This is a genomic window from Microbacterium sp. AC145 (assembly GCF_979258505.1).
This window is the reverse complement of the sequence record NZ_OZ409859.1, coordinates 1,407,798-1,432,541: the sequence shown is the minus strand read 5'-3', so window position 1 is coordinate 1,432,541 and position 24,744 is coordinate 1,407,798. Positions and strand designations below refer to the sequence as shown.

At 66.6% G+C, this 24,744-nt stretch carries 25 protein-coding genes, 1 tRNA gene and 1 pseudogene; 17 read left to right on the top strand and 10 right to left on the bottom strand.

Annotated elements, in window-relative coordinates; all coding sequences use genetic code 11:
• Position 1 precedes the first annotated feature (1 nt).
• Both ACZZZN_RS07050 and ACZZZN_RS07045 read right to left on the bottom strand, forming a co-directional pair.
• Positions 2-589, bottom strand: a complete 588-nt coding sequence (locus ACZZZN_RS07050) for a histidine phosphatase family protein (RefSeq protein WP_463504460.1) — start codon at positions 587-589, stop codon at positions 2-4.
• On the bottom strand, positions 586-1,425 hold the full coding sequence (locus ACZZZN_RS07045) for a Sir2 family NAD-dependent protein deacetylase (protein WP_463504459.1): 840 nt from the start codon (positions 1,423-1,425) through the stop codon (positions 586-588). The genes ACZZZN_RS07050 and ACZZZN_RS07045 overlap by 4 nt, the downstream gene beginning before the upstream one ends.
• Positions 1,426-1,527: 102 nt before the next feature.
• On the opposite strand from ACZZZN_RS07045, the gene ACZZZN_RS07040 reads away from it, so the two are divergent.
• Positions 1,528-2,331: a TrmH family RNA methyltransferase gene (locus ACZZZN_RS07040; protein ID WP_463504458.1), complete on the top strand. Its 804-nt coding sequence runs from the start codon at positions 1,528-1,530 to the stop codon at positions 2,329-2,331.
• A gap of 8 nt (positions 2,332-2,339) precedes the next feature.
• Here ACZZZN_RS07040 and ACZZZN_RS07035 read toward each other — a convergent pair whose 3' ends face one another.
• Positions 2,340-3,176, bottom strand: coding sequence for an SGNH/GDSL hydrolase family protein (locus tag ACZZZN_RS07035; protein ID WP_463504457.1), 837 nt, complete (start codon positions 3,174-3,176; stop codon positions 2,340-2,342).
• 147 nt (positions 3,177-3,323) lie between these two features.
• On the opposite strand from ACZZZN_RS07035, the gene ACZZZN_RS07030 reads away from it, so the two are divergent.
• Together ACZZZN_RS07030 and ACZZZN_RS07025 are read left to right on the top strand one after the other, a co-directional pair.
• On the top strand, positions 3,324-5,066 hold the full coding sequence (locus ACZZZN_RS07030; protein ID WP_463504456.1) for a DEAD/DEAH box helicase: 1,743 nt from the start codon (positions 3,324-3,326) through the stop codon (positions 5,064-5,066).
• 139 nt (positions 5,067-5,205) lie between these two features.
• Positions 5,206-6,306 (top strand): VIT1/CCC1 transporter family protein, encoded by a 1,101-nt coding sequence (locus ACZZZN_RS07025; RefSeq protein WP_463504455.1) that lies wholly within the window; start codon positions 5,206-5,208, stop codon positions 6,304-6,306.
• A 75-nt stretch (positions 6,307-6,381) separates the two neighbouring features.
• On the opposite strand, the gene ACZZZN_RS07020 is transcribed toward ACZZZN_RS07025, so the two are convergent.
• Positions 6,382-6,464, bottom strand: a tRNA-Leu gene (locus ACZZZN_RS07020).
• A 113-nt stretch (positions 6,465-6,577) separates the two neighbouring features.
• Here ACZZZN_RS07020 and ACZZZN_RS07015 point away from each other — a divergent pair.
• Positions 6,578-7,873, top strand: a complete 1,296-nt coding sequence (locus ACZZZN_RS07015) for a M20/M25/M40 family metallo-hydrolase (RefSeq protein WP_463504454.1) — start codon at positions 6,578-6,580, stop codon at positions 7,871-7,873.
• A 48-nt stretch (positions 7,874-7,921) separates the two neighbouring features.
• The gene (locus ACZZZN_RS07010) at positions 7,922-8,746 is read left to right on the top strand and encodes an undecaprenyl-diphosphate phosphatase (protein ID WP_463504453.1); all 825 of its coding nucleotides are present in this window, start codon (positions 7,922-7,924) and stop codon (positions 8,744-8,746) included.
• 101 nt (positions 8,747-8,847) lie between these two features.
• Here the strand turns inward: ACZZZN_RS07010 and ACZZZN_RS07005 are convergent, their stop codons facing one another.
• Entirely contained in the window at positions 8,848-9,696 is an 849-nt protein-coding gene (locus ACZZZN_RS07005; RefSeq protein ID WP_463504452.1) for a PAC2 family protein, read from the bottom strand.
• A gap of 90 nt (positions 9,697-9,786) precedes the next feature.
• Between ACZZZN_RS07005 and ACZZZN_RS07000 the strand changes: the two genes are divergently transcribed.
• Genes ACZZZN_RS07000 through lnt form a run of 9 tightly spaced genes read left to right on the top strand, consistent with a single transcriptional unit; the run spans position 9,787 to position 19,493 of the window.
• Positions 9,787-10,470, top strand: coding sequence for an HAD family hydrolase (locus ACZZZN_RS07000; RefSeq protein ID WP_463504451.1), 684 nt, complete (start codon positions 9,787-9,789; stop codon positions 10,468-10,470).
• Positions 10,467-11,486, top strand: a complete 1,020-nt coding sequence (locus ACZZZN_RS06995; protein ID WP_463504450.1) for a tRNA (adenine-N1)-methyltransferase — start codon at positions 10,467-10,469, stop codon at positions 11,484-11,486. Before ACZZZN_RS07000 ends, ACZZZN_RS06995 begins: the two co-directional genes overlap by 4 nt.
• A 10-nt stretch (positions 11,487-11,496) precedes the next feature.
• Positions 11,497-12,408: a hypothetical protein gene (locus tag ACZZZN_RS06990; RefSeq protein WP_463504449.1), complete on the top strand. Its 912-nt coding sequence runs from the start codon at positions 11,497-11,499 to the stop codon at positions 12,406-12,408.
• Entirely contained in the window at positions 12,408-13,400 is a 993-nt protein-coding gene (locus tag ACZZZN_RS06985; RefSeq protein ID WP_463504448.1) for a helix-turn-helix transcriptional regulator, read from the top strand. The genes ACZZZN_RS06990 and ACZZZN_RS06985 overlap by 1 nt, the downstream gene beginning before the upstream one ends.
• Positions 13,397-14,386 (top strand): helix-turn-helix transcriptional regulator, encoded by a 990-nt coding sequence (locus ACZZZN_RS06980; RefSeq protein WP_463504447.1) that lies wholly within the window; start codon positions 13,397-13,399, stop codon positions 14,384-14,386. The genes ACZZZN_RS06985 and ACZZZN_RS06980 overlap by 4 nt, the downstream gene beginning before the upstream one ends.
• 26 nt (positions 14,387-14,412) lie before the next feature.
• On the top strand, positions 14,413-14,673 hold the full coding sequence (gene tatA, locus ACZZZN_RS06975) for a Sec-independent protein translocase subunit TatA (RefSeq protein ID WP_463504446.1): 261 nt from the start codon (positions 14,413-14,415) through the stop codon (positions 14,671-14,673).
• Positions 14,674-14,727: 54 nt separating this feature from the next.
• Positions 14,728-15,486: a twin-arginine translocase subunit TatC gene (gene tatC, locus ACZZZN_RS06970; protein ID WP_463506561.1), complete on the top strand. Its 759-nt coding sequence runs from the start codon at positions 14,728-14,730 to the stop codon at positions 15,484-15,486.
• Positions 15,483-17,957 (top strand): DEAD/DEAH box helicase, encoded by a 2,475-nt coding sequence (locus ACZZZN_RS06965; RefSeq protein WP_463504445.1) that lies wholly within the window; start codon positions 15,483-15,485, stop codon positions 17,955-17,957. Before tatC ends, ACZZZN_RS06965 begins: the two co-directional genes overlap by 4 nt.
• Before the next feature lie 12 nt (positions 17,958-17,969).
• Positions 17,970-19,493 carry an apolipoprotein N-acyltransferase gene (lnt, locus tag ACZZZN_RS06960; protein ID WP_463504444.1) on the top strand — a complete coding sequence of 508 codons (1,524 nt, stop codon included), beginning with the start codon at positions 17,970-17,972 and terminating at the stop codon, positions 19,491-19,493.
• Here the strand turns inward: lnt and ACZZZN_RS06955 are convergent, their stop codons facing one another.
• The 4 genes and pseudogenes from ACZZZN_RS06955 to ACZZZN_RS06940 form a co-directional block, all read right to left on the bottom strand.
• Positions 19,494-19,877, bottom strand: a complete 384-nt coding sequence (locus tag ACZZZN_RS06955; RefSeq protein WP_463504443.1) for an RNA polymerase-binding protein RbpA — start codon at positions 19,875-19,877, stop codon at positions 19,494-19,496. It abuts the gene before it with no gap.
• A 126-nt stretch (positions 19,878-20,003) separates the two neighbouring features.
• Positions 20,004-20,777 carry a glycerophosphodiester phosphodiesterase family protein gene (locus ACZZZN_RS06950; protein ID WP_463504442.1) on the bottom strand — a complete coding sequence of 258 codons (774 nt, stop codon included), beginning with the start codon at positions 20,775-20,777 and terminating at the stop codon, positions 20,004-20,006.
• Positions 20,774-21,717: pseudogene (locus ACZZZN_RS06945) on the bottom strand (SPFH domain-containing protein). Before ACZZZN_RS06945 ends, ACZZZN_RS06950 begins: the two are co-directional and overlap by 4 nt.
• Before the next feature lie 9 nt (positions 21,718-21,726).
• Positions 21,727-22,200, bottom strand: coding sequence for an NfeD family protein (locus ACZZZN_RS06940; RefSeq protein ID WP_463504441.1), 474 nt, complete (start codon positions 22,198-22,200; stop codon positions 21,727-21,729).
• A 121-nt stretch (positions 22,201-22,321) separates the two neighbouring features.
• On the opposite strand from ACZZZN_RS06940, the gene ACZZZN_RS06935 reads away from it, so the two are divergent.
• Positions 22,322-23,086, top strand: a complete 765-nt coding sequence (locus tag ACZZZN_RS06935; protein ID WP_463504440.1) for an SDR family oxidoreductase — start codon at positions 22,322-22,324, stop codon at positions 23,084-23,086.
• 60 nt (positions 23,087-23,146) lie between these two features.
• Here the strand turns inward: ACZZZN_RS06935 and ACZZZN_RS06930 are convergent, their stop codons facing one another.
• Entirely contained in the window at positions 23,147-23,737 is a 591-nt protein-coding gene (locus tag ACZZZN_RS06930; RefSeq protein ID WP_463504439.1) for an HdeD family acid-resistance protein, read from the bottom strand.
• Between the two features lie 180 nt (positions 23,738-23,917).
• Between ACZZZN_RS06930 and ACZZZN_RS06925 the strand changes: the two genes are divergently transcribed.
• Positions 23,918-24,316, top strand: coding sequence for a helix-turn-helix transcriptional regulator (locus tag ACZZZN_RS06925; protein WP_463504438.1), 399 nt, complete (start codon positions 23,918-23,920; stop codon positions 24,314-24,316).
• A gap of 4 nt (positions 24,317-24,320) precedes the next feature.
• Complete coding sequence (locus ACZZZN_RS06920) at positions 24,321-24,731, top strand: VOC family protein (protein ID WP_463504437.1); 411 nt, start codon at positions 24,321-24,323, stop codon at positions 24,729-24,731.
• Positions 24,732-24,744: the final 13 nt, after the last annotated feature.

Genomic DNA, 24,744 nt, shown 5'->3' with positions numbered 1-24,744 from the left:
GTCAGATCAGGACGGTCTGGTCGAGGAGACGGAGGACTCCCGGCGATGCCTCGAAGCGGTGTGCCGAGCCGTTCACGATCTGATCACCCATGCGGGGGAGCGTGCCTCCCGAGACGTGGTCGATGAGGGATCTGATCACTCCGCCGTGTGCGACCACGACCACGGACTCCGCGACGGGAGTCGAGCGCCGACGGGAATCGCGAGCGATGGCATCGAGCGCCAGCAGCGCACGCTCGGCGACGTCTTCGAGCGTCTCCGCACCCGGAACCTCCGAGTGCCAACCGCCGTACGTCTCCATGTACTCGGAGACGAGCATCCCCTCGCCCTCGCCGAACTCGCGTTCCCGAATGCCGGGAACCAGCACCGGCGCGCCGAGGCCGAGCTCCGCCGAGATGATCTCCGCGGTCTCTCTGGCGCGCAGCAACGGGCTGGTGTAGATCGCGTGATGCGTGCCGTCTGCGAGGTGCGCCGCGGCCGTGCGCGCATCGGCCCGACCGGTCTCGTTCAACGGGATGTCGGTCGATCCCTGGATTCGACGGTCGAGATTCCAATCGGTCTGGCCGTGACGTACGAGTGTGAGCAGAGTCATTCGAGAAGCTCCTGGATCGCGGGGAGCACGTCGCTGGTACCTGCGGCGATGGTGACATCGGCCCAGACATCCGCACGCGTCGGCTCGCGGTTGACGATGATGAGAGGGATGCTGCGGCGCCGCGCGCGTTCGACCAGACGGACGCCGGAATTCACGACCAGAGATGAACCTGCGACTATGAGGGCATCGCTGGAGCGGAGGAGCGACTCTGCTGCCTTGAATCGGTCCTGAGGGACATACTCGCCGAAGAACACCACGTCGGGTTTCAGCATCCCGCCGCACACGGTGCAGACGGGCACGACGAACCCGTCGGTGCTCTCGGGGAGCACATCGCCGTCGGGATTCAGCGCCACGTTCTCGGGAACGGAGATCCAGGGGTTCAGCTCCTCGATCTGCACCGCGACATCGCGGCGGTCGAACACCTGACCGCAGTGCAGACAGAGCACCCGCCTCATGGTGCCGTGCACCTCGATCACGTGCGAGCTGCCGGCCCGCAGATGCAGACCGTCGACGTTCTGAGTGATCACACCGCTGACGTGTCCCGAGGATTCCATCTCGGCGAGTGCTGCGTGCCCGCGATTCGGACCGGCCTGAGCGAACGCCCGCCATCCGAGATGTCCGCCGACCCAGTAACGCCGGCGGGATGCCTCGTCGCCGAGGTAGCGCTGGATCGTCATCGGGTCGGACCGGGTGCGAGCTCCCTCGCCGCGATAGGCGGGGATGCCCGAGTCGGTGGATATGCCCGCCCCCGTGAGCAGAGCGATGCGACGGCCCTGCAGCAGTTCGGCGGCGCGAGCGACGGCAGTCGACGTTTCGACCGGACTGGGTGCGCTCACAAGACCTCCTCCGTCGAGTCTACGACGTGCGGACCGGCATACGCCTCGCCGCCGACGGCCGACCGCGCAGTGCGACGCGTGGCCGATGGCAGACTGGGGCGCGTGGAACTGCTGCGCGTGACGAATCCCGACGATCGACGACTCGACGACTACCGCGCACTCACCGACACGGCGCTCCGAACCGTGAAGGACCCGGCCGGCGGGCTGTACATCGCCGAGTCGACGAAGGTCATCGCGCGCGCGGTCGCAGCAGGCCACCGTCCGCGCTCCGTCCTCGTGCAGGAACGCCGCGTGGACGACATCAGAGCGATCGTCGGCGATCTCGATGTGCCGGTGTACGTGGTCCCGGACGAGGTGGCCGAAGCGGTCACCGGTTTCGCCGTGCATCGGGGCACGATCGCATCGATGCATCGCCCGGAGCTGCCGACCGTGCGCGAGGTGATCGACGGCGCCACCCTGGTGCTGATCCTCGAGAACGTCGGAGACCACACCAATGTCGGCGCGGCATTCCGGGCAGCGGCCGGGTTGGGCGCGGATGCGGTGTTGGTCTCGCCGGGGGGAGCGGATCCGCTGTACCGACGCAGCGTGCGGGTCAGTATGGGAACCGTGTTCCAGGTGCCGTGGACCCGCATCACGGACTGGGAGTCGGCCGTCGCTGATCTTCATGCGGCGCGGTTCGACGTCGCGGCTCTGGCGCTCCGAGATGACGCCGTGACCCTCGACGCCTATGCCGCGGATCGTCCGGAGCGCGTCGCGCTCGTCATGGGCTCTGAGGGCGACGGTCTCTCGCGCACGGCGCTCGACAATGCCGACACCGTCGTGCGGATTCCCATGTTCGGCGGTGTCGATTCGTTGAACGTGGCCTCCGCGGCAGCGGTGGCTCTCTGGGCGCTCGGGACGCGCTGACCTACCGGCTACGGCCGTCGGTCGGGCGCGGGGAAGACCACGGGCGAGGGCTCGGGACGCTTCGCCATGATGTGATCGCCCGAGGATTCGTGGCGCAGTCGTCGAAGGACCCAGGGAACGAGATGTTCCCGCGCCCAACCGATGTCCCCGGAACGGGCTTCTCTCCAGGTGCGGATCGGGAGCGGCTCCGGCTGCATCGATTCGAGCTCGTTCGGAACGTTGAGAGCGCGGAGCGCCATCCGTGCGATCTCGTGGTGGCCGAGCGGGTTGTAGTGCAGCCGGTCGTCGTCGAAGAAGCGCATGTCCTGCACGACTTTGAGCGCCCACTGATCCGCCACGATGCAGTCATGGCGCTCGGCGATCGCGCGGATGTTCTCGTTGTAGATCGCGACCTTGCCGCGGAAGGGGCGGAAGACGGGCGTGAAGGCCGTGTCGACGCCCGTGAAGAGAAGCACCGCGGCTCCCGTGGATGACAGGCGCGCGACAGCATCCTCGAGCTGGACGGCGATGGCATCGGGATCGGTCCCGGGGCGGATGACGTCGTTTCCGCCCGCGCAGATGGAGATGAGATCGGGGTGGAGGGCGACCGCCGGTTCGATCTGATCATGCACGATCTGCGCGATGAGTTTTCCCCGCACCGCGAGGTTCGCGTAGGCGAAATCGTCGACCTGCTGTGACAGCACCTCGGCGACACGGTCGGCCCAGCCGCGGTGGCTCCCGGGGTGCGAGGGATCGGGGTCTCCGATGCCTTCGGTGAACGAGTCGCCGATCGCGACGAAACGTCGCCACGGGTGCGGACTCTCGTTGTCGAGATACGGCTTACGAGTCGAATCCTGGTCTGTCATCGAGCTCCCCTTCGCGAGCGTGCGCCGCGCATCGGTCGTGTCGGCGCACCGACCGAGCCTACCCGCGCGCCGACCTCCGGCGCGAGATCGTGCACCCCGAGTCGGCGGGGGAGCCGAGTGTCGGCGGCAGCGATTATCGTGGAGTCGATGCTCTCTCCGTCCTTTCCTCAGCGTGCCCCATGGGGAACCGCGAACAAGCTGCGCGCCTGGCAACAGGAGGCCCTCGAGCAGTACTTCGAGGCGGACCAGCGCGACTTCCTCGTCGCCGCGACACCGGGCGCCGGAAAGACGACTTTCGCACTGACGCTCGCCGTCGAGCTGATGCGCATGGGCGAGGTCAATCGCATCATCGTGGTCGCACCCACCGAGCACCTCAAGACGCAGTGGGCCGATGCCGCCGCGCGCGTGCACATCCGTCTCGATCCGCGCTTCCGCAACAGCGATTGGGCCCCGGCGCGTCACTACCACGGGGCCGTCGTGACCTATGCGCAGGTCGCGGCGAAGTCGTCGGTGCATCGGCATCTCACCGAGGACGCCCGGACGCTCGTCATCCTCGACGAAGTGCACCACGGTGGCGACGCGCTCAGCTGGGGCGATGCGATCCGCGATGCGTACGGGCCGGCCAAACGGCGGCTCCTGCTCTCGGGTACGCCGTTCCGAAGCGACACGGCTCCCATCCCGTTCGTCGAGTACCACCCCGACGAGTCGGGAGCGCGCATCTCGCGCACCGACTACAACTACGGCTACGGGCGCGCCCTCGCCGACGGCGTCGTCCGCCCCGTGCTGTTCCATATGTACGCGGGCAAGATGCGGTGGCGCACGAGTACGGGCGATGAGCTGGAGACGCACCTCGGGCAGGACAACACCAAGGACGTCACCTCGCAGGCCTGGCGCACCGCGCTCGACCCGGAGGGCGAGTGGATGCCGGCCGTGCTGTCGGCGGCCGACCGTCGTCTCACCGAGATCCGGCACCACGTGCCGGACGCCGGCGGACTCGTGCTCGCGACAGACCAGACCGTCGCGCGCGCCTACGCGAAGATCCTGCACAGCATCACCGGCCAGCAGCCGGCCATCGTCCTGTCGGACGATGCGACGGCCTCGGAACGCATCGAGAAGTTCAGCACGGGAGACGCGCGCTGGATGGTCGCGGTCAGAATGGTGTCCGAAGGTGTGGACGTGCCTCGACTCGCGGTGGGCGTGTACGCGACCTCGTCGTCGACTCCGCTCTTCTTCGCGCAGGCGATCGGGCGATTCGTGCGAGCTCGTCGACGCGGAGAAGCGGCGAGTGTGTTCCTCCCGCAGGTGCCCGTGCTCATGGGGCTCGCGAACGAGATGGACAAGCAGCGCGATCACGCCCTCGATCGGCAGTCCAAAGACGACGAGGGGCTCGACGATTCGTTGCTGGAGAGCGCGAATCGTGAGGACGACGCGTCCGACGCTCTGACGCAGGAGTTCAGCTATCAGGCGCTGTCGTCCGTGGCGCATTTCGATCGGGTCGTGTTCGAGGGGCAGGAGTTCGGTCAGCTCGCAGAGCCGGGGACGCCCGAGGAAGAGGAGTTCATCGGGTTCCCGGGGCTGCTGGAGCCAGAACACGTGCACGAGCTTCTCATGCAACGCCAGTCACGGCAGTCCCGGTTGCGGGAAGCAAGAGAGGCGAAGGCCGCTCCCGACGAGACGACGACTCTTCCTGCCCCGCTGCACCGCACGCTCAAGGAGCAGCGGCAACTCCTCAACAGCCTCGTCGGCCTGTATGCCCGGCAGCGGGGCGAGCCTCATGGAGCTGTGCACGCAGAGCTCCGACGCATCTGCGGGGGGCCGGCAGTCGCACAGGCCACAGTCACGCAATTGCAGGCGCGTATCGAGGTTCTGCGCAAGCGCGTGCGTTCCTGAGACGCGTGTCGCGCGCGTCGCTCCCGTCCTTCGGATTCCCGAAATCCTGGCAATACCGCTTCCGGTGCGACCGCGCGCGGACGCCGAAGCTAGCGTGGAACGGTCGTCCCGTATCGGGGACCATCACACAGGAGATCGCATGACAGCCCCCGCTGCCACCACGGAACCGACCGCCGCCGACCGCCGCCGATGGGCGCGCTACCTCGTCGAGGAGCGCGCCGAGGGCATGGTGTATCAGCGTCTCGCGCAGCGGCGGGCGGGGGAGGAGCAGGCGATCCTTCTGAGCCTCGCAGACGCCGAACGTCGACACGAGCAGCACTGGCTCGATCTGCTCGGTGCCGAGCCCGCACGCCTGCCCCGCGCGGGATTCCGGTCACGACTTCTCGGGTGGATGGCCGGACGCTTCGGATCGATCTTCGTGCTCGCTCTCGCGCAGAGCGCCGAGGCCAGGTCTCCGTACGACTCTGAGCAGTATGCGACGCCCGCCATGCGAGCGGATGAGAAGGTGCATTACGAAGTGGTGCGTGGGCTCGCCGCGCGTGGTCGGCGCCGACTCTCCGGCTCGTTCCGAGCAGCCGTCTTCGGTGCCAACGACGGCCTCGTGAGCAACCTCGCTCTCGTGCTGGGCATCGGGGCGACAGGGGTCAGCTCAGGGTTCGTCCTCTTCAGCGGTGTCGCAGGTCTTCTCGCCGGCGCGCTGTCGATGGGAGCAGGCGAATTCGTCTCGGTTCGGTCGCAGCGCGAGTTGCTGGCGGCGACCGAGGCGAACGAGGATGCGGCGGCCTCAGCCGCCGACCTCGACATCGATGAGAACGAACTCGCGCTCGTCTACCGGGCGCGTGGCATCGAGTCGACGGAGGCACTGGAGCGCGCGCGCCGCATCGTCGCCGCGGCCCGCGCCGGGGTCGAGCGCACGGCCACGGGGCCGGTGCACGTTCACGCGGCCACTGATCACGACATCGTCGGCAGCGACTGGACGGCCGCGTTGTCGAGCTTCCTGCTCTTCGCCTCGGGAGCGATCATCCCCGTGCTTCCCTGGATCTTCGGACTCGAAGGCACCGCCGCCGTGATCGTGGCGCTCGTTCTGGTCGGCGTCGCACTCCTCGTGACAGGTGCCATGGTCGGCATCCTGTCTGGTGGTCCGCCCCTGAGGCGCGCACTTCGCCAGTTGGCCATCGGATTCGGCGCAGCGGCGATCACCTACGGTCTCGGTCTGCTGTTCGGGGTCGGAGCAGTCTGAGTCTGCACGCCCCGTCGGGGGAGAGCGGGAAACGAAAGAAGCCCCGGAACCAGTGGTTCCGGGGCTTCTCCTCTGTGCGCGGAGGGGGACTTGAACCCCCACGCCCTTACGGGCACTACGACCTCAACGTAGCGCGTCTACCATTCCGCCACCCGCGCAGGTGTTGGATGCTCGTTGCCGAACGAAGATTTACATTAGCACGGGCTTCGCCGCACTCAGAAAACGAGCACGTTTCCCGGGCGCGCCACGGCGCTTCGATAGCCTGGTGCCTATGACTGAACCGTCGCTTCCCGAGGTCGTGCGTGTCGCGCAGGACCTGATTCGCTTCGACACCTCCAACTTCGGTGGTGGGAACGCCAAGGGCGAGCGAGAAGCCGCGGAGTACGTCGGTGCGTATCTGCAGCGCCTCGGCCTCGAGATCGAATACTACGAGCCGATCGATCGCCGCACCACGGTGATGGCCCGGGTTCGCGGCCGCGATCCGCAGAAGCCCGCGCTCGTCGTGCATGGGCATCTCGACGTGGTGCCGGCGATGGCCGAGGACTGGACCGTCGACCCGTTCGCCGGTGAGGTGAAGGACGGGATGCTCTGGGGGCGCGGCGCGGTCGACATGAAGAACATGAACGCGATGATCCTCACGGCTGTCGCGGACATCCTCAGGGCGGGCGATGCGCCTGAGCGCGATCTCGTGTTGGTCTTCTTCGCCGACGAGGAGAACGGGGGAGTCGAGGGTTCTGCGCTCGCTGTGCAGCACCGCGCTCACTGGTTCGAGGGAGCGACGGAGGCGATCAGCGAGGTCGGCGGCTACTCGATCACCGTCGACGATCGACGGGCCTACCTGCTGCAGGTGGGGGAGAAGGCGCTCATCTGGATTCGACTCGTCGCGAAGGGGCGTGCGGGGCACGGGAGCCGGCTGCACGATGACAACGCGGTGACGAAGCTCGCCGAAGCAGTGGCGGCGATCGGCCGCACGCGGTGGCCCATCAGGCTCACCGCGACCACAGAGGCTCTGCTCCGTGGACTCAGCGACCTGTCGGGACGCCCGATGGACGATCCTGATGCGCTGGCGGCAGCGGCCGGCCCGGCTGAGGCCTTTCTGCGGTCGACGTTCCGCACCACGACCAATCCCACCGCGCTCACCGCCGGATACAAGCACAACGTCATTCCTGAGCGCGCCGAAGCACTCATCGATGTGCGCGTCATTCCTGGAACCGAGGACGATGTGCTCTCACAGCTGCAGGCGATCGTCGGCGACGAGATCGAGATCCAGACCGTCGTTCGAGACATCGGCATGGAGACCCCGTTCGCGGGTGAGCTCGTCGAGGCGATGGTGGCGAGCCTCAATCGGCATGATCCGGGCACTCCGGTGATCCCGTACCTGCTCGGGGCGGGTACCGACAACAAGGCGTTGGCCGCGCTCGGGATCACGGGCTACGGTTTCGCACCCCTTCGGCTCCCCGCCGATCTCGACTTCACGGGCATGTTCCACGGAGTCGACGAGCGCGTACCCGTAGAATCGCTTGTCTTCGGTCAGCGGGTGCTGGCCGATCTGCTGCGCACGTATTGAGCGCTCAGCTCCACGTCTGCGCCGCCCCACGACCGAGAAGGCCCATCCATGCATCTGTTCGAAGCGCTCATCCTCGGGATCATCCAGGGACTCACCGAGTTCCTGCCGATCTCCTCCAGCGCGCATCTGCGCATCGTCGGAACGTTCCTCCCGTCCGGTGAGGACCCTGGCGCTGCGTTCACCGCCATCACGCAGATCGGCACGGAGGCTGCTGTCGTGGTCTTCTTCTGGCGCGACATCGTCCGGATCATCGCCCAGTGGTTCCGTTCCCTTGCGGGCAAGGTGCCCCGCAGCGACCCGGATGCCCGGATGGGATGGATGATCATCATCGGCAGCATCCCGATCGTCGTACTCGGACTGCTGTTCCAGGACCAGATCGAGACGGTGTTCCGGTCGCTCTGGATCGTCGCGATCATGCTCATCGTCTTCGGCATCCTGCTCGGCATCGCCGACCACGTGGGTGCGAAGCGACGCAAGCTCGACCAGCTGACGTACCCGCACGGCGTCGCCTACGGAGTGGCGCAGGCTCTTTCGCTGATCCCGGGCGTCTCCCGCTCGGGGGGCACCATCACGATGGGACTCTTCCTCGGCTACGAGCGCGCCGCGGCAGCCCGCTACGCCTTCCTCCTCGCGATTCCCGCCGTGTTCGGAAGCGGTTTCTACCAGCTCTTCAAGAGCTGGGATGAGCCGTCGTTCTTCTCGTTCGGCGACACGCTCGCAGCGACCGGAATCGCGTTCGTCGTCGCGCTCGCGGTCATCGCGTTCTTCATGAACTACATCTCGAAGCGCAGCTTCCTGCCGTTCGTGATCTACCGCATCCTGCTCGGCACCGTGCTGCTCGTCCTGCTCGGCACGGGTGTGATCGCTGCCTGACTCGGAGCGCCTGCGGGTCTGAGGCCCGCATGCAGTCGTGAGACCCACCTGCTGCAGGTGGGTCTCACGACATGTTCGAGGTCTCGCCGAGGTCGAACGGTTCAGCGTTTGTGGTCGCTCGGGCCGTCGCCGCGCCGACGCAGGTAGCGCTCGAACGCCTGCGCGATCGCATCGCCCGAGGCGTCGGGGGAGTCCCAGGTGTCTCGCGTCTGCTCGAGCTGACGGATGTACTCCGCCATGTCCTCGTCGTCCGCAGCGGCTGCATCGATCGAGGCCTCCCACGCGGCCGCCTCGGTGCGCAGGTTGGCGTGTGCGATCTCGACGCCGGTCAGCTCCTCGAGACGATCGAGAAGAGCGAGCGTCACCTTCGGCGATGGCGTCGCGGATGCCACGTAATGCGGCACACTCGCCCACAGACTCGCCGTGGGGATGCCCGCGCTCTCGGCGAACTGCTCGAAGACGCTGAGGATGCCGACGGGGCCCTCGTACAGCGACCGTTCGAGGCCGTGGGTCTCGCGCACCTGCTCGTTCTGGCTGGAAGCGAAGATCGAGATCGGTCGGGTGTGCGGCACGTCCGAGAGCATCGCGCCCAGTGTGACGAGGCCGGTGACGTCGTCGCGGAGGGCGACGTCGATGAACTCCGCGGCGAATGACTGCCAGGTCCGAGCAGGCTCCACACCGGTGAGCACCCAGAACTCCGGTCCGGGGCCAGGGTCGCGAGGGCGCCACAGCCCTGCCTCGGGCCACGTGAGCTGGCGGCGCCCTTCGGAATCCATCTTCGTCGAGGGCCGGGTGTACTGGTAGTCGAAGTAGAGCTCCGGATCGATCGCGTGCACGAGGTCGTACTCCGACTTCGCGCGGAGCGCCGAGATCGCACCGCTCGCCGCTTCTCCGGCATCGTTCCAGCCATCGAAGGCGGCGATGATGATGCGTGAACCGAGGACATCCATCGAGGTCTCCCTTCGTGGTCGCCGAAACCTATCGCTCCAGGCTAGCCCGCTCCGACGAGGAGCGGGCGCAGCCACGGGTAACATGGTTCGGTGAGCAGACAGCCCCGCGCGATCCTCTGGGACATGGACGGAACACTCGTCGACACCGAGCCGTATTGGATGGCGGCGGAGACCTCTCTCGTCGAATCCTTCGGGGGAACATGGACGCATGACGATGCGCTGCAGCTCGTCGGCAACGGCCTGATCGACAGCGCGATCATCCTGCAGAATGCGGGAGTCGACATGGAGGCGGAGTCGATCATCTCCCTCCTGACCGACGGCGTGCAGCACGCGCTCCGGACCCAGGGCGTGCCGTTCCGGCCAGGTGCGCCCGAGCTGTTGCGAGACCTCCGCGCCGCCGGGATACCCACGGGCCTGGTGACCATGTCGCTCCGGCGGATGGCCCTCGGAGTCGTCGAGCTCATCGATTTCGATGCTTTCGACATCGTCGTCGCAGGCGACGACGTCACGAATCCGAAGCCCCATCCGGAGCCCTATCTGCATGCCGCGGCGCTTCTCGACATCGACATCGCGGACGCCGTGGTGATCGAGGACTCGCCCACCGGTCTGCGGGCCGGGATCGCGGCCGGTGCCGTCTCGCTCGGTGTGCCGCACATCGTCTCGCTCGATCACGTCGGCGCACATGAGCTGTGGCCCACGCTCGAAGGCCGCACCGCGGCCGATCTGATCGACCTCTTCGACCGCCAGACCTCCATGACGGGAGCCACCCGATGACCAATTCCAGTGCGCCGCGGCCGAGCGGCCCTTTCCGAGCAGGGGACAGGGTGCAGCTGACGGGTCCGAAGGGACGTCTGCACACGGTCACCCTCCGCGAAGACGGCGAACTGCACACGCATCAAGGCGTGCTCCGTCACCGCGACCTCATCGGGCTGCCCGACGGCTCGGTGGTGCCGAACACCTCCGGTCACGACTACCTCGCACTGCGGCCCCTGCTGCGCGACTTCGCGATGTCGATGCCGCGCGGCGCGGCGATCGTCTATCCGAAGGACGCCGCCCAGATCGTGATGCAGGCGGACATCTTCCCGGGCTCCGTCGTGGTCGAGGCCGGCGTCGGCTCCGGAGCGCTCTCGCTGTCGCTGCTGCGCGCGATCGGGCCGGCCGGCAGGCTCGTCTCCTTCGAGCGTCGGGAAGACTTCGCGGAGGTCGCTCGCGGCAACGTCGAGACGTTCTTCGGCGAGACCCCCGACACCTGGGATGTCGTGGTCGGCGATCTGGCAGAGCAACTTCCCTCCCGATTCTCGCCGGGCACGGTCGACCGGGTCGTGCTCGACATGCTGGCCCCCTGGGAGTGCATGGATGCCGTCGCCGAGGCTCTCACACCCGGGGGCGTCGTGCTCTGCTACATCGCGACCGCGACGCAGCTCTCACGCGTGGCGGAGTACATCAGGGGAACCGGGCTGTTCACCGATCCTGATGCGTCGGAGACCATGGTGCGCGGCTGGCACGTCGAGGGCCTCGCCGTCCGGCCCGATCACCGGATGGTCGCGCACACCGGCTTCCTCCTGACCGCTCGTCGGCTCGCGCCCGGCGCCGTCGCACCGTCGGTCAAGCGCCGGGCTTCGAAGAGCAGCTACGGCGACGACGACGTCGAGCTCTGGACGCCCGGTGCCGTCGGCGATCGGGTGATCAACGACAAGAACCTCCGCAAACGCGCTCGCGAAGCGACGAAGGCGGCGGAAGGCGCGCGCATCGCTGCCGCATCGCGCGAATCCGACGGCGCAACGGAATAGACTGGAGCGCGTGCGTAAAACGTCCGCCGTTCTGGCCACTCTCAGCCTCGCCGTCCTCGCTCTGACAGGGTGCACTGCAGCACCGTCGTTCGCCGGCGCGGTCTGTGATCGTGCGGGTTCGGCTGCGGTCGCGGATTCGGTGACTGTCGACGGAGAAATCGGCGCGAGCCCGGATGTGACGGTGTTCACTCCGGTCAAGTCTTCGTCGACGGCGTTCTCGGATGCGATCGTCGGAGACGGTGAAACCCTGACGTCGGCGGTCCAGCCCATGGTGCTGGACATCTCGTTCTACGGCGGCGACAGCGGCGAGAAGCTCTACGAGTCGGAGTACAACGGCGATCTCAGCCGCGTCCACAACATCACTTACTGGGCGCAGCGGTCGCCCGGCCTGGAGACGGTGCTCGAGTGCGCCACCGGTGGAACGCGGACGGTCGCGGTGCTGACTCCCGAGGACTTCGGCGAGAGCAACGTGGAGGCTTTCGGTCTCGAGGACGGCGAGAACGTCATCGCCGTCGTCGATGTGCTCGACGTCTACCTGGCGAAGGCCGACGGTGCTTCTCAGTTCAACGACGCGCGAGGCCTGCCCACAGTGGTTCGTGCTGCTGACGGCACCCCCGGCGTCATCATCCCCGACTCCTCTGCTCCGGAGGAGACGGTGACTCAGACGCTCATCAAGGGCGACGGCGCCGAGGTCGAGAAGGATTCCGTCGTCGTGACGAACATCATGGCCGTCGGTTGGGACGATAAGACCGTCGTCACCAGCACCTGGGGCGCCGAGCCCAACATCGGCCTCGCGGCTGAGGAGCTCGTCGGTGCGAACGTCGGCTCGCAGGTTCTCGTCGTAGCGCCCGGCGCCGAGGGTGCCTCGGCGACCGCCATCGTCGTCGACATCCTGGGGATCGTTCCCGTCCCGGAGCAGTGATGGCTGCCCGCATTCCCGCGGAAGAGCGCCTGACGAATCTCGTCGTGGCGCTGATGGCCACGGAGATCGGGTTGACCAAGCAGCAGATCCTCGACAACGTCTCGGGTTATCGTCAGCGGGCGAGCGCCGGGGCGCGGTCGGATGCTCTCGAGAAGATGTTCGAGCGAGACAAGGACGAGCTTCGAACGCTCGGCGTGCCCGTGGAGACGATCGGCGATCCTGCAGACCCGAACGACCTCCGTGAGGCTCGCTATCGTATTCCGCAGGCAGAATACGATCTTCCCGGCGATATCGAATTCACTCCGGCCGAGCTTGCGGTGCTGCAGCTGGCCGGCAGCGTCTGGAGTGCCGAGTCGGCGTCCGGTGATGCCAAGGCGGGGGTCCGCAAGATCCGAGCGCTCGGCATCGACGGCGACGAGCCCATCATCGGATTCGCCCCGAGGATCACCGCACGAGACGCCGCGTTCCCGCACCTGCAGGAGGCGATCGAGAAGTGCCGAGTGGTCGTCTTCGATTACCTCAAGCCGGGCGAGGCGGCCCCGCGGCGCCGAAGCATCCGTCCGCTCGCACTCGTGGACTATGAGGCTCGCTGGCACGTCTACGGTGTCGACGTCGACATCGAGGCGGACCGCATGTTCCTGCTCAGCCGTATCGTCGGCGAGGTGCGCGTCACTTCGACGTCATTCGCTCCCGACCTGCGCGACGGCGCGGGGGAGCGTGCCCTGGCGGGACTCGAGCGCGTTGCCGCCCAGAACGCCGCGTTGCTGGAGGTCACGCCCGGAACCGAGGCGGCGCTGAGGCTCGGGCGACGCGCCAGGCCCGCGAGGCAGGGAATCACCGTGCCGTTCGTGGACCTTCACATCCTCGCGGACGAGCTCGCGTCGTACGGACCCGAGGTTCGGGTCGTCGAGCCCGCTGCTCTGCGCGATGCGGTCATCGCACGACTAACAGCCGTTGTGCTCGCGAACTCCGATCAGGAGGAGACGCGATGAGCGCTCAATCCAAGCCTCTCCTGGCATCGGACCGCGTGCGGGTCTATCTCACGCTCGTGCCGTACCTGCTCGAACTCGGGCAGGTCTCGCTCGTCGAGGCGGCCGAGGAGTTCGGGGTGACGCCGAGCGAGATGCGAAAGATGGTCGAGAAGCTCACCGTCATCGGGCTCCCCGGTGACGCGGGATTCTGGCAGCAGCCGCAGGAGCTGTTCGACATCAACTGGGACCTCCTGGATCAGGAGGACGTGATCGAGATCACGAACGATGTCGCGCTGAGGCGGGTGCCGCGCTTCACCGCTCGTGAGGCCGCCGCGCTGCTCGCAGGGCTCCAGATGGTCGCCGCCGTCCCCGCGGTCTCTGATTCCGGACTCGTCAGCGGACTGATCTCCAAACTCTCCCGAGGCGCTGCGGATGCTCCGGCCGAGGTCGTGGTGGCACCGAGCGCCGTCGATGAGGTCAGGCAGGTCGTGTCGCGTGCAGTACAGCAGGGCGTCGCGGTCTCGTTCACATACCAGGCACCGGATTCGTCACCGACCACGCGCACAGTCGATCCCGTGCAGATCTTGATCACCAACGCCCAGTGGTATCTGCAGGGCTGGTGCCACATGCGCGAGGCGATGCGAACCTTCCATCTCGACCGTGTGAGCGACCCGCGGCTCACAGACATCCCGATCACTCATGCCGGGGATCAGGTGCCGGAAGCCTTCTCCGCCGTCGACGACGAGGGCGAGGTGCGGGTGCGGCTGCCGGAGCGCGTGGCACCACTCCTAGGCGACTTCCTCAACGCCGACAATGTCGAGGTGGAGGGCGGCATCGTCACTGCGAGGCTGCGCCTTGCGGATCCGAGGGGGATCAAGCGCTTCGCGGGACGCTTCGGCTGCGCTCTCGAGGTCGTCGAGCCGAGCATCGCCCGGGTCGCCGCTCGGGAATGGGCCGCTGCCGGACTCGCCCTCTATCGTGACCCGGAGCACGGCGACGCCGGTTAGACTCTAGAAAACGACGAAGGAGAATCATGGGCGCTTTCGGTTGGCCACATCTGCTGATCATCCTCGCCGTCATCCTGCTGCTCTTCGGTGCGGCAAAGCTGCCGGCGCTGGCCAAGAGCCTCGGTCAGTCGGCCCGGGTCTTCAAGGGCGAGATGAAGGCGATGAAGAACGACGACACATCCGACGAGACGAACAAAGACGCTGTCTCCCCGCAGCAGTCGGTCGCTCCGGAGACCACGGTGACCGCTCGCGACTCCGATCCGGGTCAGCCTCCTCGATCCGCATAGTCCGTGTCGGCTCTGGAATCCGCTGACCCACTGGCGCCGGGCCGCGACAAGCGGATGTCGCTGGGATCGCATCTGATCGAACTCCGCAAGCGTCTCGTGATCGCGGCTGCGGCGCTGGTCGTGGGAATGATCGTCGCATTCATCGTGACCGGTCCGATCATCGATCTCCTGTCGATACCGATCCGCACGATCGCCGAGCAGCAGGGCAAAGAGTACGTCGGGCTGAACTTCACCACGGTGACGAGCGGTTTCGACCTGCGCATGCGCATCGCCTTCGCGATCGGACTCCTCATCTCCGCGCCGGTCTGGCTCTGGCAGATCTGGGCGTTCATCATGCCGGGTCTCACGAAGAAGGAGACCCAGTACACGTGGGGCTTCCTCGGCGCTGCCATCCCGCTGTTCTTCGGAGGATGCACTGTCGCGTTCTTCGTGCTTCCACACGTGATCGAGATCATGGCGGGTTTCGTGCCGCAGGGAATGGCCCAGTTCTTCGACTACTCGGCCTATTACGACTTCGTCTTCAAGTTCCTCCTGGTCGTCGGCATCGCCTTCGTCCTTCCCGTGTTCCTCGTGGCGCTCAACCTCGCCGGAGTCATCTCCGGCAGGGAGATCCTGAAAGGCTGGCGGGTCGCGATCCTCGTGTGCACCCTGTTCGCCGCAGTCACCACGCCGCCGGCCGATGTCTTCTCGATGCTTCTCCTCATGGGAGCGATGATCGTGCTGTACTTCCTGGCCACCCTCGTGTCGATGCTCTTCGACCGTCGTAAGCGAAAGATCGACGCTGCCGCGGGTGTCGTCCCCGGCGACGCATGACCTCCCCTTCAGAGCGGTATTCGGCGGCCCGCGCCGCGTCGGCGAACCCCGAGACCGTGGCCTTCGCCGCGAAGCAGAGGTTTGAACTGGACCCCTTCCAGATCGAGGGATGCCATGCGCTCGAGCGGGGCGACAGCGTTCTCGTGGCTGCGCCGACCGGCGCCGGCAAGACCATAGTGGGCGAGTTCGCGATCCATCTGGCGATGCAGACCCCCCGTGACAAGGCGTTCTACACGACGCCGATGAAGGCACTCTCGAACCAGAAGTTCCGTGAACTCGTAGACGTCTACGGCGCCGACCAGGTGGGTCTGCTCACGGGTGACACGAACATCAACGGCAACGCTCGGATCGTCGTGATGACGACCGAGGTGCTGCGGAACATGATCTACGCCGACTCCGCGGCGCTGCGGGACCTGCGCTTCGTGGTGATGGACGAGGTCCACTACCTCGCAGACCGCTTCCGCGGCGCCGTGTGGGAAGAAGTCATCATCCATCTGCCGCAGCACGTGCGGCTGGTGTCTCTGAGCGCGACCGTCTCGAACGCCGAGGAGTTCGGCGACTGGCTGGACACCGTGCGCGGAGACACCGAGGTCATCGTCTCCGAGATCCGACCGGTACCGCTCGAGCAGCACGTCCTCGTGCGAGACGACCTGCTTCCCCTGTTCGACGATCGCGCCGGGCTCGCAACGGCCAAGGTGAATCAGGAGCTGATGCGCATCCGCTCCTTCACCGGGTCCACCTATGACAGCAATCGCGAGGCGCAGACGTATCGCAGCAATCGCCACGCGGGAAGACAGGCCCAGCGGCCCCCACGCGGAGGGCGGCGTCCGGTGCGCTCGGCGAATGTGCGCCGCATCGAGCGTCTCGATCGCCCTGACGTGATCCAACTGCTGGAGCGCGCGAACCTTCTGCCCGCCATCTTCTTCATCTTCAGTCGCGTCGGCTGCGATGCCGCGGTGCAGCAAGTGCGCCGATCGGGAATCCGCCTCACGTCGAATGAAGAGCGCGAGGAGATCCGGGAGATCGTCGAAGAGCGCACACGCACGCTGCAGGACGAGGATCTCGGCGTACTCGGGTACTGGGAGTGGCTCGACAACCTCGAGCGTGGCGTGGCGGCGCACCATGCGGGGCTCCTCCCGGCCTTCAAGGAGGTCGTCGAGGAGCTGTACCGACGCAAGCTGGTCAAGGTGGTCTTCGCGACCGAGACGCTGGCGCTGGGCATCAACATGCCTGCGCGTACGGTCGTGCTCGAGAAGATGGAGAAGTTCAACGGCGAGGCCAGGGTCGCGATCACGTCGGGGGAGTACACCCAGCTGACCGGGCGTGCGGGTCGTCGCGGGATCGACGTCGAAGGACACGCGGTCGTGCAGTGGACCGAGGGGATGGACCCGCAGGCCGTCGCTGCCCTGGCATCGCGACGCACGTATCCTCTCAATTCGAGCTTCCGCCCGACATACAACATGGCCGTCAATCTCATCGACCTGTTCGGCAAGCCCCGCGCGCGTGAGGTGCTCGAGTCGTCATTCGCGCAGTTCCAGGCCGATCGCGCCGTGGTGGGGCTCGCCCGTCAGGTGCGTGAGGCCGAGAGTTCTCTCGAGGGCTATCGGGCATCGATGGTCTGCGACCACGGAGACTTCATGGAGTACGCCGCCTTTCGGCGTGAGCTCAGTGATCTCGAGAAGAAGAACCGCCAGGATTCGAATGCCCCCAGGGTGGCGCGGGACAAGCGGATGAAGCAGGTCCAGAGTCTGCGTACGAAGATGCAGCGACACGGTTGTCACCGGTGTCCCGATCGGGAGGCGCACGCGCGATGGGCCGAGCGCTACTGGAAGCTGAAGCGGCAGACCGACCGTATCCGTCGTCAGATCGAGAACCGGACGGGAACCGTCGCCCGGGTGTTCGATCGCGTGGTCGAGGTGCTCGAGACGCTCGACTATCTCGAGCGCGACGGAGCGGAGATGTCTCTCACCTCCGCCGGACGCACTATGCGCAGGATCTACGGCGAACGGGACCTGCTCATCGCAGAGTCGCTCCGCCAGGGGCTGTGGAAGGGACTGGACGCTCCGTCGCTCGCCGCGATGGCGTGCTGCCTGGTGTATGAGCCGCGGCGCGACGAGGCGAACGCGGGGGAGCGGGGGCTGCCGCGCGGAGCGTTCCGCAGCGCGTACGAGCAGACCACGACTCTCTGGGCCGAGCTCGATGATCTCGAGAAGGACCACCATCTTCCCGGCTCCGAACCGCTCGCCGCCGGACTCGCCGGAGCGATGCACTCCTGGGCTCGCGGGGCGTCACTCGACAGGGTGCTGGTCGACGCCGATATGGCGGCCGGAGACTTCGTGCGTTGGACCAAGCAGACGATCGATCTTCTGGATCAGCTGTCGATCGTCGCCGAGGACGCCGCGCTCGCGCGGAACGCACGGGCTGCTCTCGACGGCGTGCGTCGCGGCATCGTCGCGTACTCGTCGATGTGAGAGACAGGATCGATGTCTGATTCCCGCGCGCGCGAGCGCCCGATCCTGCCACTGTGGGCTGCGGTCCTCGCCGCGGCGTTCTCCGCGCTCCTGATGGATCTCTCCTACCCCGACGCGGCGATCTGGGCGCTCGCATTCCCGGCGACCGCTCTTCTGCTGATCAGCCTGATCGGCCGTCGCGCCGGGGGCGCTCTCCTGGTGGGGGCCGTCTACGGCGTGCTCTTCTTCGGCCTCCTGGTGTCGTGGACATCGCGGTATCTCGGTCCGGTGCCCTGGGCTGCTCTGAGCGTGCTGGAGGGGGTCCTGACCGGGCTGGCACTCATCCCCATAGCTCTCGCGTACCGGTGGATCCCGAAGGCTGTTCCGGGCCGCTGGGGACGTCTGCTGCTGCTTCCGGCGGTGATCGCTGCGCTCTGGGTCGGCCGTGAGATATTCGTGGGCTCCTGGCCCTACGGCGGCTTCCCGTGGGCACGGCTGGGCATGAGTCAGGCGCAGAGCCCGCTGGCGCACGTTGTGTCGTGGGTCGGCGTCGGCGGACTCGGCTTCCTGATGGTCTTCGTCGTCGCGGCGATCATCGAGATCGTGCGGATGCGATCATGGCGGCGTCCCGTCACGCTCCTGGCACCCGCGGTGGTGGCCATCGCGCTCCTGTTCACCCCGTTGTTCCCGACGATCCCCGACGGGACCATTCGCATCGCTGCGGTGCAGGGGAACGGCCCGACGGGTTACTTCGACGAGCGGGAGCCCTATTCGGTCGTGCAGGCGCAGACCGAAGCCACCGCGCCTCTGGTCAGCGAGGACATCGATCTGCTCGTGTGGCCCGAGGGATCGCTGGATTACGATCCGTTCCAGTCGGAAGCGCTCGCGCGACGTATGACACTTGTCTCGACGCGCATCGGGGCGCCGCTGCTGGCCAACGCTGCGACGGAACGCGAGGGACAGTTCTTCAACACGTCCATGCTGTGGACCGAACAGGGAACCGCCGACCAGATCCATGACAAGCGGCATCCGGTGCCGTTCGGAGAGTATGTGCCAGACAGGGCGTTCTTCAACGCACTGGCTCCCGACCTCATCGGACTGCTTCAGCGCGACTACACGCCCGGGACCAACGCCCCGGTGGTCGACGTCGACGGCGTGATGGTCGGTCTCGCGATCTGCTTCGACGTGATCTACGACGATGTAATTCGCACCGGGATCGACGACGGCGCTCAGGTCCTCGTCTTCCAGACGAACAACGCCGACTTCCGGGGCACCGACGAGAACGTGCAGCAGCTCGCGTTCGCCCGCATGCGCGCGATCGAGACCGGACGCAGTGTCGTGAACGTCTCGACCGTCGGCACCAGCCAGATCATCCGAGCGGACGGTTCGACCGTCTCGAGCCTCGACGCCGGTGAGGCCGGTGCGCTGCTCGAGGATGTCGAACTGCGCACCGGCCTCACTGCGGGGGTCGTGCTGGGGTCGTGGGTGCAGCAGGTGCTGCTCTGGGGCGGACTCGGCGCACTCGTGTTCGGGTGGTGGCGCGCCCGCCGGCGCTAGTCAGGCGCCGATCTTCTCTCGGGTCGGGTCTTCACCGGCTCCGCGACGTGCGCGGATGAAGGCGAGTCGATCTTCGAGGAGCTCTTCGAGCTCCGCACGGGTGCGTCGCTCCATGAGCATGTCCCAGTGCGTACGTGCTGCCTTCTCATCGCTCGCTTCGAGCGTGACGGCCTGGCCGTCGACGTTCAGCCGGGCGTCCGCGCCACAGGCACGGCATTCCCAGGTCTGCGGCGGCTCGGCGTCGGCCGCGAACATCAGGTTCGTGACGTGGCCGCAGGTGTCACAGGTGTAGGTGGTTTCACGGCGCTCCATGAAAACGACGCCCTCTTCGCTCTGTAGGCTCTGGGCGCCGAGTCGGATGCCGCGCAGGCTGCGATCTGCCATTGTGTGGTCCTCTCGTCGCTGTCAGGTATAACGCTCCAGCCTGTGCGCTTCATCCATGCAGCGACGATCTACGCGCTTTTCACAGGGGAATCCCAGCGCGGGAGCGTATGCACGGCGCGCCGCGGGTCAGCGCCGCAGGGCGCCGATCGCGACGTCGGCGCGATCGGTGACGACACCGTCGACGCCTGCCGCGATCAGCCGGCGCATCTCGTCGACGTCGTTCACTGTCCAGACATGAACCTCGGTGCCCTGGCGGTGCGCGGCCCGCAGGAGGGCGGGTGTCAGCACACGCACGCCGCGATGCCGCTCCGGGATCTGCAGAGCGTCGATACCGCGCAGTGCACGTGCGACGGGCAGACGCAATGTCGACAGCGCGCGAACTGCGGCGATGGTGCGACTGCCGCCGGATGTCGCAGGAGGGATGTCCGCTCCCGCGCGGAGCACCGATGCGACGGTGTCTCGGCGATGCGAATCGGAGAAGCTCGTCACCAGCACCCGGTGGGTGTGATCGGCGAGTAGCGGCCCCAGAGGGAGCGCTGCGTCTGCTGTCTTCACATCGATGTTGAAGCGGGTTCTCGGGAACGTGTCGAGAGCGTCCGCGACGCTCAGCAGACCCCCATGGTCGGCGAAGATCGCGGCGAGCTCTCGCGTGGACACCTCGGCGACTCGTCTGGCGTCGCCGGTGAGTCGCTGGAGCGTCACATCGTGGAAGAGCACGACGTCGCCGTCTGCCGTCACCCGGCAATCCGTCTCGATGTAGTCCGCACCCGCAGCGTGGGCGGCGGCGAACGCGGCCGCCGAATTCTCCCAGACTCCTGAGGCTTCGCCCGCTGCGGTGATGAGCCCGCGGTGGGCGAAGATGCGGGGGCGTTCCGTCTTCTCGAAGTACGGGTGCGTCACGCGCCGGGTGTGTGTGTCGGGGGCTGCGCGCTCATCGGGGGCTGACCGGGCTTCGGCGTGAACGCGGATCCGATTCCCTTCAGCGCCTCCGTGAGCTCGCTCGGGATGATCCAGAGTTTGCTCGACGAGCTCTCGCTGATCTTGGGCAGCATCTGCAGGTACTGGTAGGCGAGGAGTTTGTCGTCCGGCTGACCCTGGTGGATCGCGGTGAACACGTTCTGAATGGCTTCCGCCTCACCCTGCGCGCGGAGCACAGCGGCCTGCTTGTCGCCCTCGGCCCGCAGGATCTCTGCCTGTCGGCGACCTTCGGCCTCGAGGATCTGAGACTGCTTCGATCCCTCGGCCGTGAGGATCGCGGCACGGCGATCACGTTCCGCGCGCATCTGCTTCTCCATCGAGTCCTGGATCGAGACGGGCGGATCGATCGCCTTCAGCTCGACACGACCCACGCGGATGCCCCACTTGCCGGTCGCTTCGTCGAGGACGACGCGGAGCTGTCCGTTGATGTTGTCTCGGCTGGTCAACGCCTCTTCGAGGTTCAGACCGCCGACCACGTTTCGCAGGGTCGTCGTGGTGAGCTGTTCGACCGCGCCGAGGTAGTTCGCGATCTCGTATGTCGCGGCTCGCGCATCCGTCACCTGGAAGTAGACGACGGTGTCGATCGAGACGACCAGGTTGTCTTCGGTGATCACCGGCTGCGGGGGAAGGAGACGACCTGCTCGCGCATGTCGATGAGCGGGCGCAGCCTGTCGATGAACGGCACGAGGATGTTCAGACCGGGGGTGAGCGTCTTGTGGTAGCGGCCGAGACGCTCGACGACGCCGGCCGTCGCCTGAGGGATGATGCGGATGGAGCGAGCCAGCGTGACCACCACGAAGATGATGATCGCGATGACGAGGATCCAGCCGATGGCTGCGGGGATGAACGAGGCGTCGTCCACGGGATTCTCCTAGTCGTTGACGGGGCGGACTGCGGCAGTGGCACCGTGGATCGCGATGACCGCGATCGTCGCGCCCTGAGGGATCGGCATGGGGCCGGTGGTTCGTGCGGTCCAGGTGTCGCCGTTGCTCAGCTTGACCTGGCCCGAGATCTGAGTGATGTCCTGAAGCGCGGTGCCGCGCAGGTCGACGAGGGCGTCGACGTTGGACTTCGTCGGATCCTCACCGCGATGGAGTCGCCTGATGAGAGGCGGGCGCAGGAAGAGGATGAAGAGCGCGGCGGCGGCCGCCGCGATGAGCACCTGCACCCACACGGGGATACCGAGGAAGTCGGTCACGAGACCGACAGCACTGCCGAAGCTGAGCATCAGGAAGGTGAAGTCGAGAGTCAACATCTCGATCACGAGGAAGAGGGCTATCAGAACGAGCCAGCCGACCCATGCCCATTGGTCGATGAACTCGACGAATGTCGCGAAAGTGTCCATGCGGCCTCCTTTGCGGTCAACCTATCACGCGCCGGAAGGCACATCACGGTGCCGCATCGGCCGCTTGGTAGTCTGGGTGTGCCGTGCGATCGCGGCACTTCACGCACTTGAGGAGTCACCCGTGACCGACGTTCTTCCCGCAGGTTCTCTCGACGGCAAGGTCGCTCTTGTCACCGGATCATCACGGGGGATCGGCGCCGACACCGTGCGTTACCTTGCCGAGGCCGGCGCCGACGTGGTCATCAACTACCGCAACAAGGCCCCGCGCGCCGAGAAGCTCGCCACCCAGCTGCGGGAGCTCGGTCGTCGTGTTCTCGTCGTCGCGGCCGACCTCACCGATCCGGCATCCGTCGCCGAGATGTTCGATGCCGTGAAGGCGGAGTTCGGTGGACTCGACGTCCTCGTGCTGAACGCCTCCGGAGGTATGGAGTCCGGCATGGCCGCCGATTACGCTCTCACCCTCAACCGCGATGCCCAGCTCACTGTGCTCGATGCGGCAGTTCCGCTGCTGTCCGACGGTTCGCGTGTCGTCTTCGTCACCAGCCACCAGGCGCACTTCATCCGGACGACTCCGACGATGCCGGAGTACGAACCCGTCGCACTCTCCAAGCGAGCGGGCGAGGACGCGCTGCGCGAGCGCATCCCGGCTCTGGCCGAGCAGGGGGTCGGGTTCACCGTCGTCTCCGGCGACATGATCGAAGGCACGATCACTGCGACGCTCCTCGAACGGGCGAATCCCGGTGCGATCGCAGAACGGCGCGAGTCCGCCGGCAAGCTCTACAACGTCTCGGAGTTCGCTGCAGAGGTCGCTCGCGCAGCGGTCGACCCCGTGCCTGCCGACAACACCCGACTCGTCGGAGATGTGAGCGGTTTCGACGCCGAGTGATCCGTGCATGAAGAAGGCGCCCCGACCGATCGGTCGGGGCGCCTTCTTCGTACGGTGGCGTCAGGCCGCCTGCACGCCGGACACGAAGTCCTTCGAGTCCTTGCCGAGCGTGATCGCGCGGACGATCTGCACGATGCCGAGGACGACGAGCGAGATGCCGAACACGAGCCACAGCACGGCGGCCGCGTACAGCGGCGAGAAGAGGACGACGATACCCGCGATGATGCTGAGCAGCGCGTAGAGCAACGTCCAGACGCGCGAGCCGTCCTGTCCGAGCAGGGTGAGCGAGACGACGCCGTCGACGATCCAGCTGATGCCGATGAAGATGACGACGACGAGTGCGAGTGTGGCGGCGGCTGCCCCCAGGTTCGCGAAAGCGATCACGCCCGCGACGATGTAGAGCAGCCCGAGGGCGATGTGACCGACGCGTGCCCATCCGCCCTTCTTGTGCGAGAAGATGCCGAGCCCGATGTAGACGAGGCCCGCGATGACCAGATAAGTGGCGACGACTCCGGTCACGACGACGGCGGACTTTCCGGGCCAGACGAGCAGCACAATGCCGGCGATGAGCGCGATCACGCCGGAGACGGCGAGCGTGATGCGGATGGACTTGAACAATGATTTCGCCTCTGCGGCGATCGAATCAGACATGGGTGGGGAGCCTTTCTGAGAAATCCCTGTGAGGGATGCTCACAGAGTAGCGCCATGTGCGGGGGAGCGGGAGAGGACCCTCTGCGTTCGACTCCCGAGTTAATCTCACGACCTGCACGGACATGCGACGATCTATTCGGGACTTCTGACGCCGACTCTCGCATCCGTGAGCTCACCGTCATGCGCAGGGTCCGGGATCGCATCGACCGGGAGTACGCTCGCCCTCTCGACGTCGAAGCACTGGCACGAGGCGTGCACATGTCGGCAGGGCACCTGAGTCGCAGGTTCCGCGATGCATACGGTGAGTCGCCGTATTCGTATCTGATGACTCGCCGGATCGAGCGTGCGATGGCACTTCTTCGCCGCGGTGATCTCACAGTGACGGAGGTCTGCTTCGAAGTGGGGTGCTCGTCGCTCGGCACCTTCAGCACACGGTTCACCGAACTCGTCGGTGTCGCACCTCGGGTGTACCGTGAACGCGCCGCCAACATCGAGGGTATTCCGACCTTCCACACCAAACACGTCGTCAGACCGATCAGGAATCAAGAAGCACCACGCACGGACGCGAACCTAACCTGAACCCATGAAAATCAGCATCCATTACACATTCCTCCCGCACACCGATGCCGAGGCCGCACTCGGCTTCTATCGTGACGCCCTCGGTTTCGAGGTGCGCAACGACGTCGGCTACGACGGGCTCCGCTGGCTCACGGTCGGCCCCTCGGGGCAGCCGGGGACCTCGATCGTGCTGCATCCGCCGGCAACCGATCCAGGGATCACCGATGCCGAGCGGCAGACGATTCTCGAGCTCATCGCGAAGGGAAGCTACGGCGCCCTCACGCTGGCGAGCGACGACCTTGACGCACTGTTCGATCGCCTCGTCGAACACGGCGCAGACGTCGTTCAGGAGCCCATGGATCAACCGTACGGAGTGCGCGATTGCGCGTTCCGCGACCCCGCAGGCAATCTTCTCCGTATCAACCAGGCCGCCTGAGCAGCCACGAGTC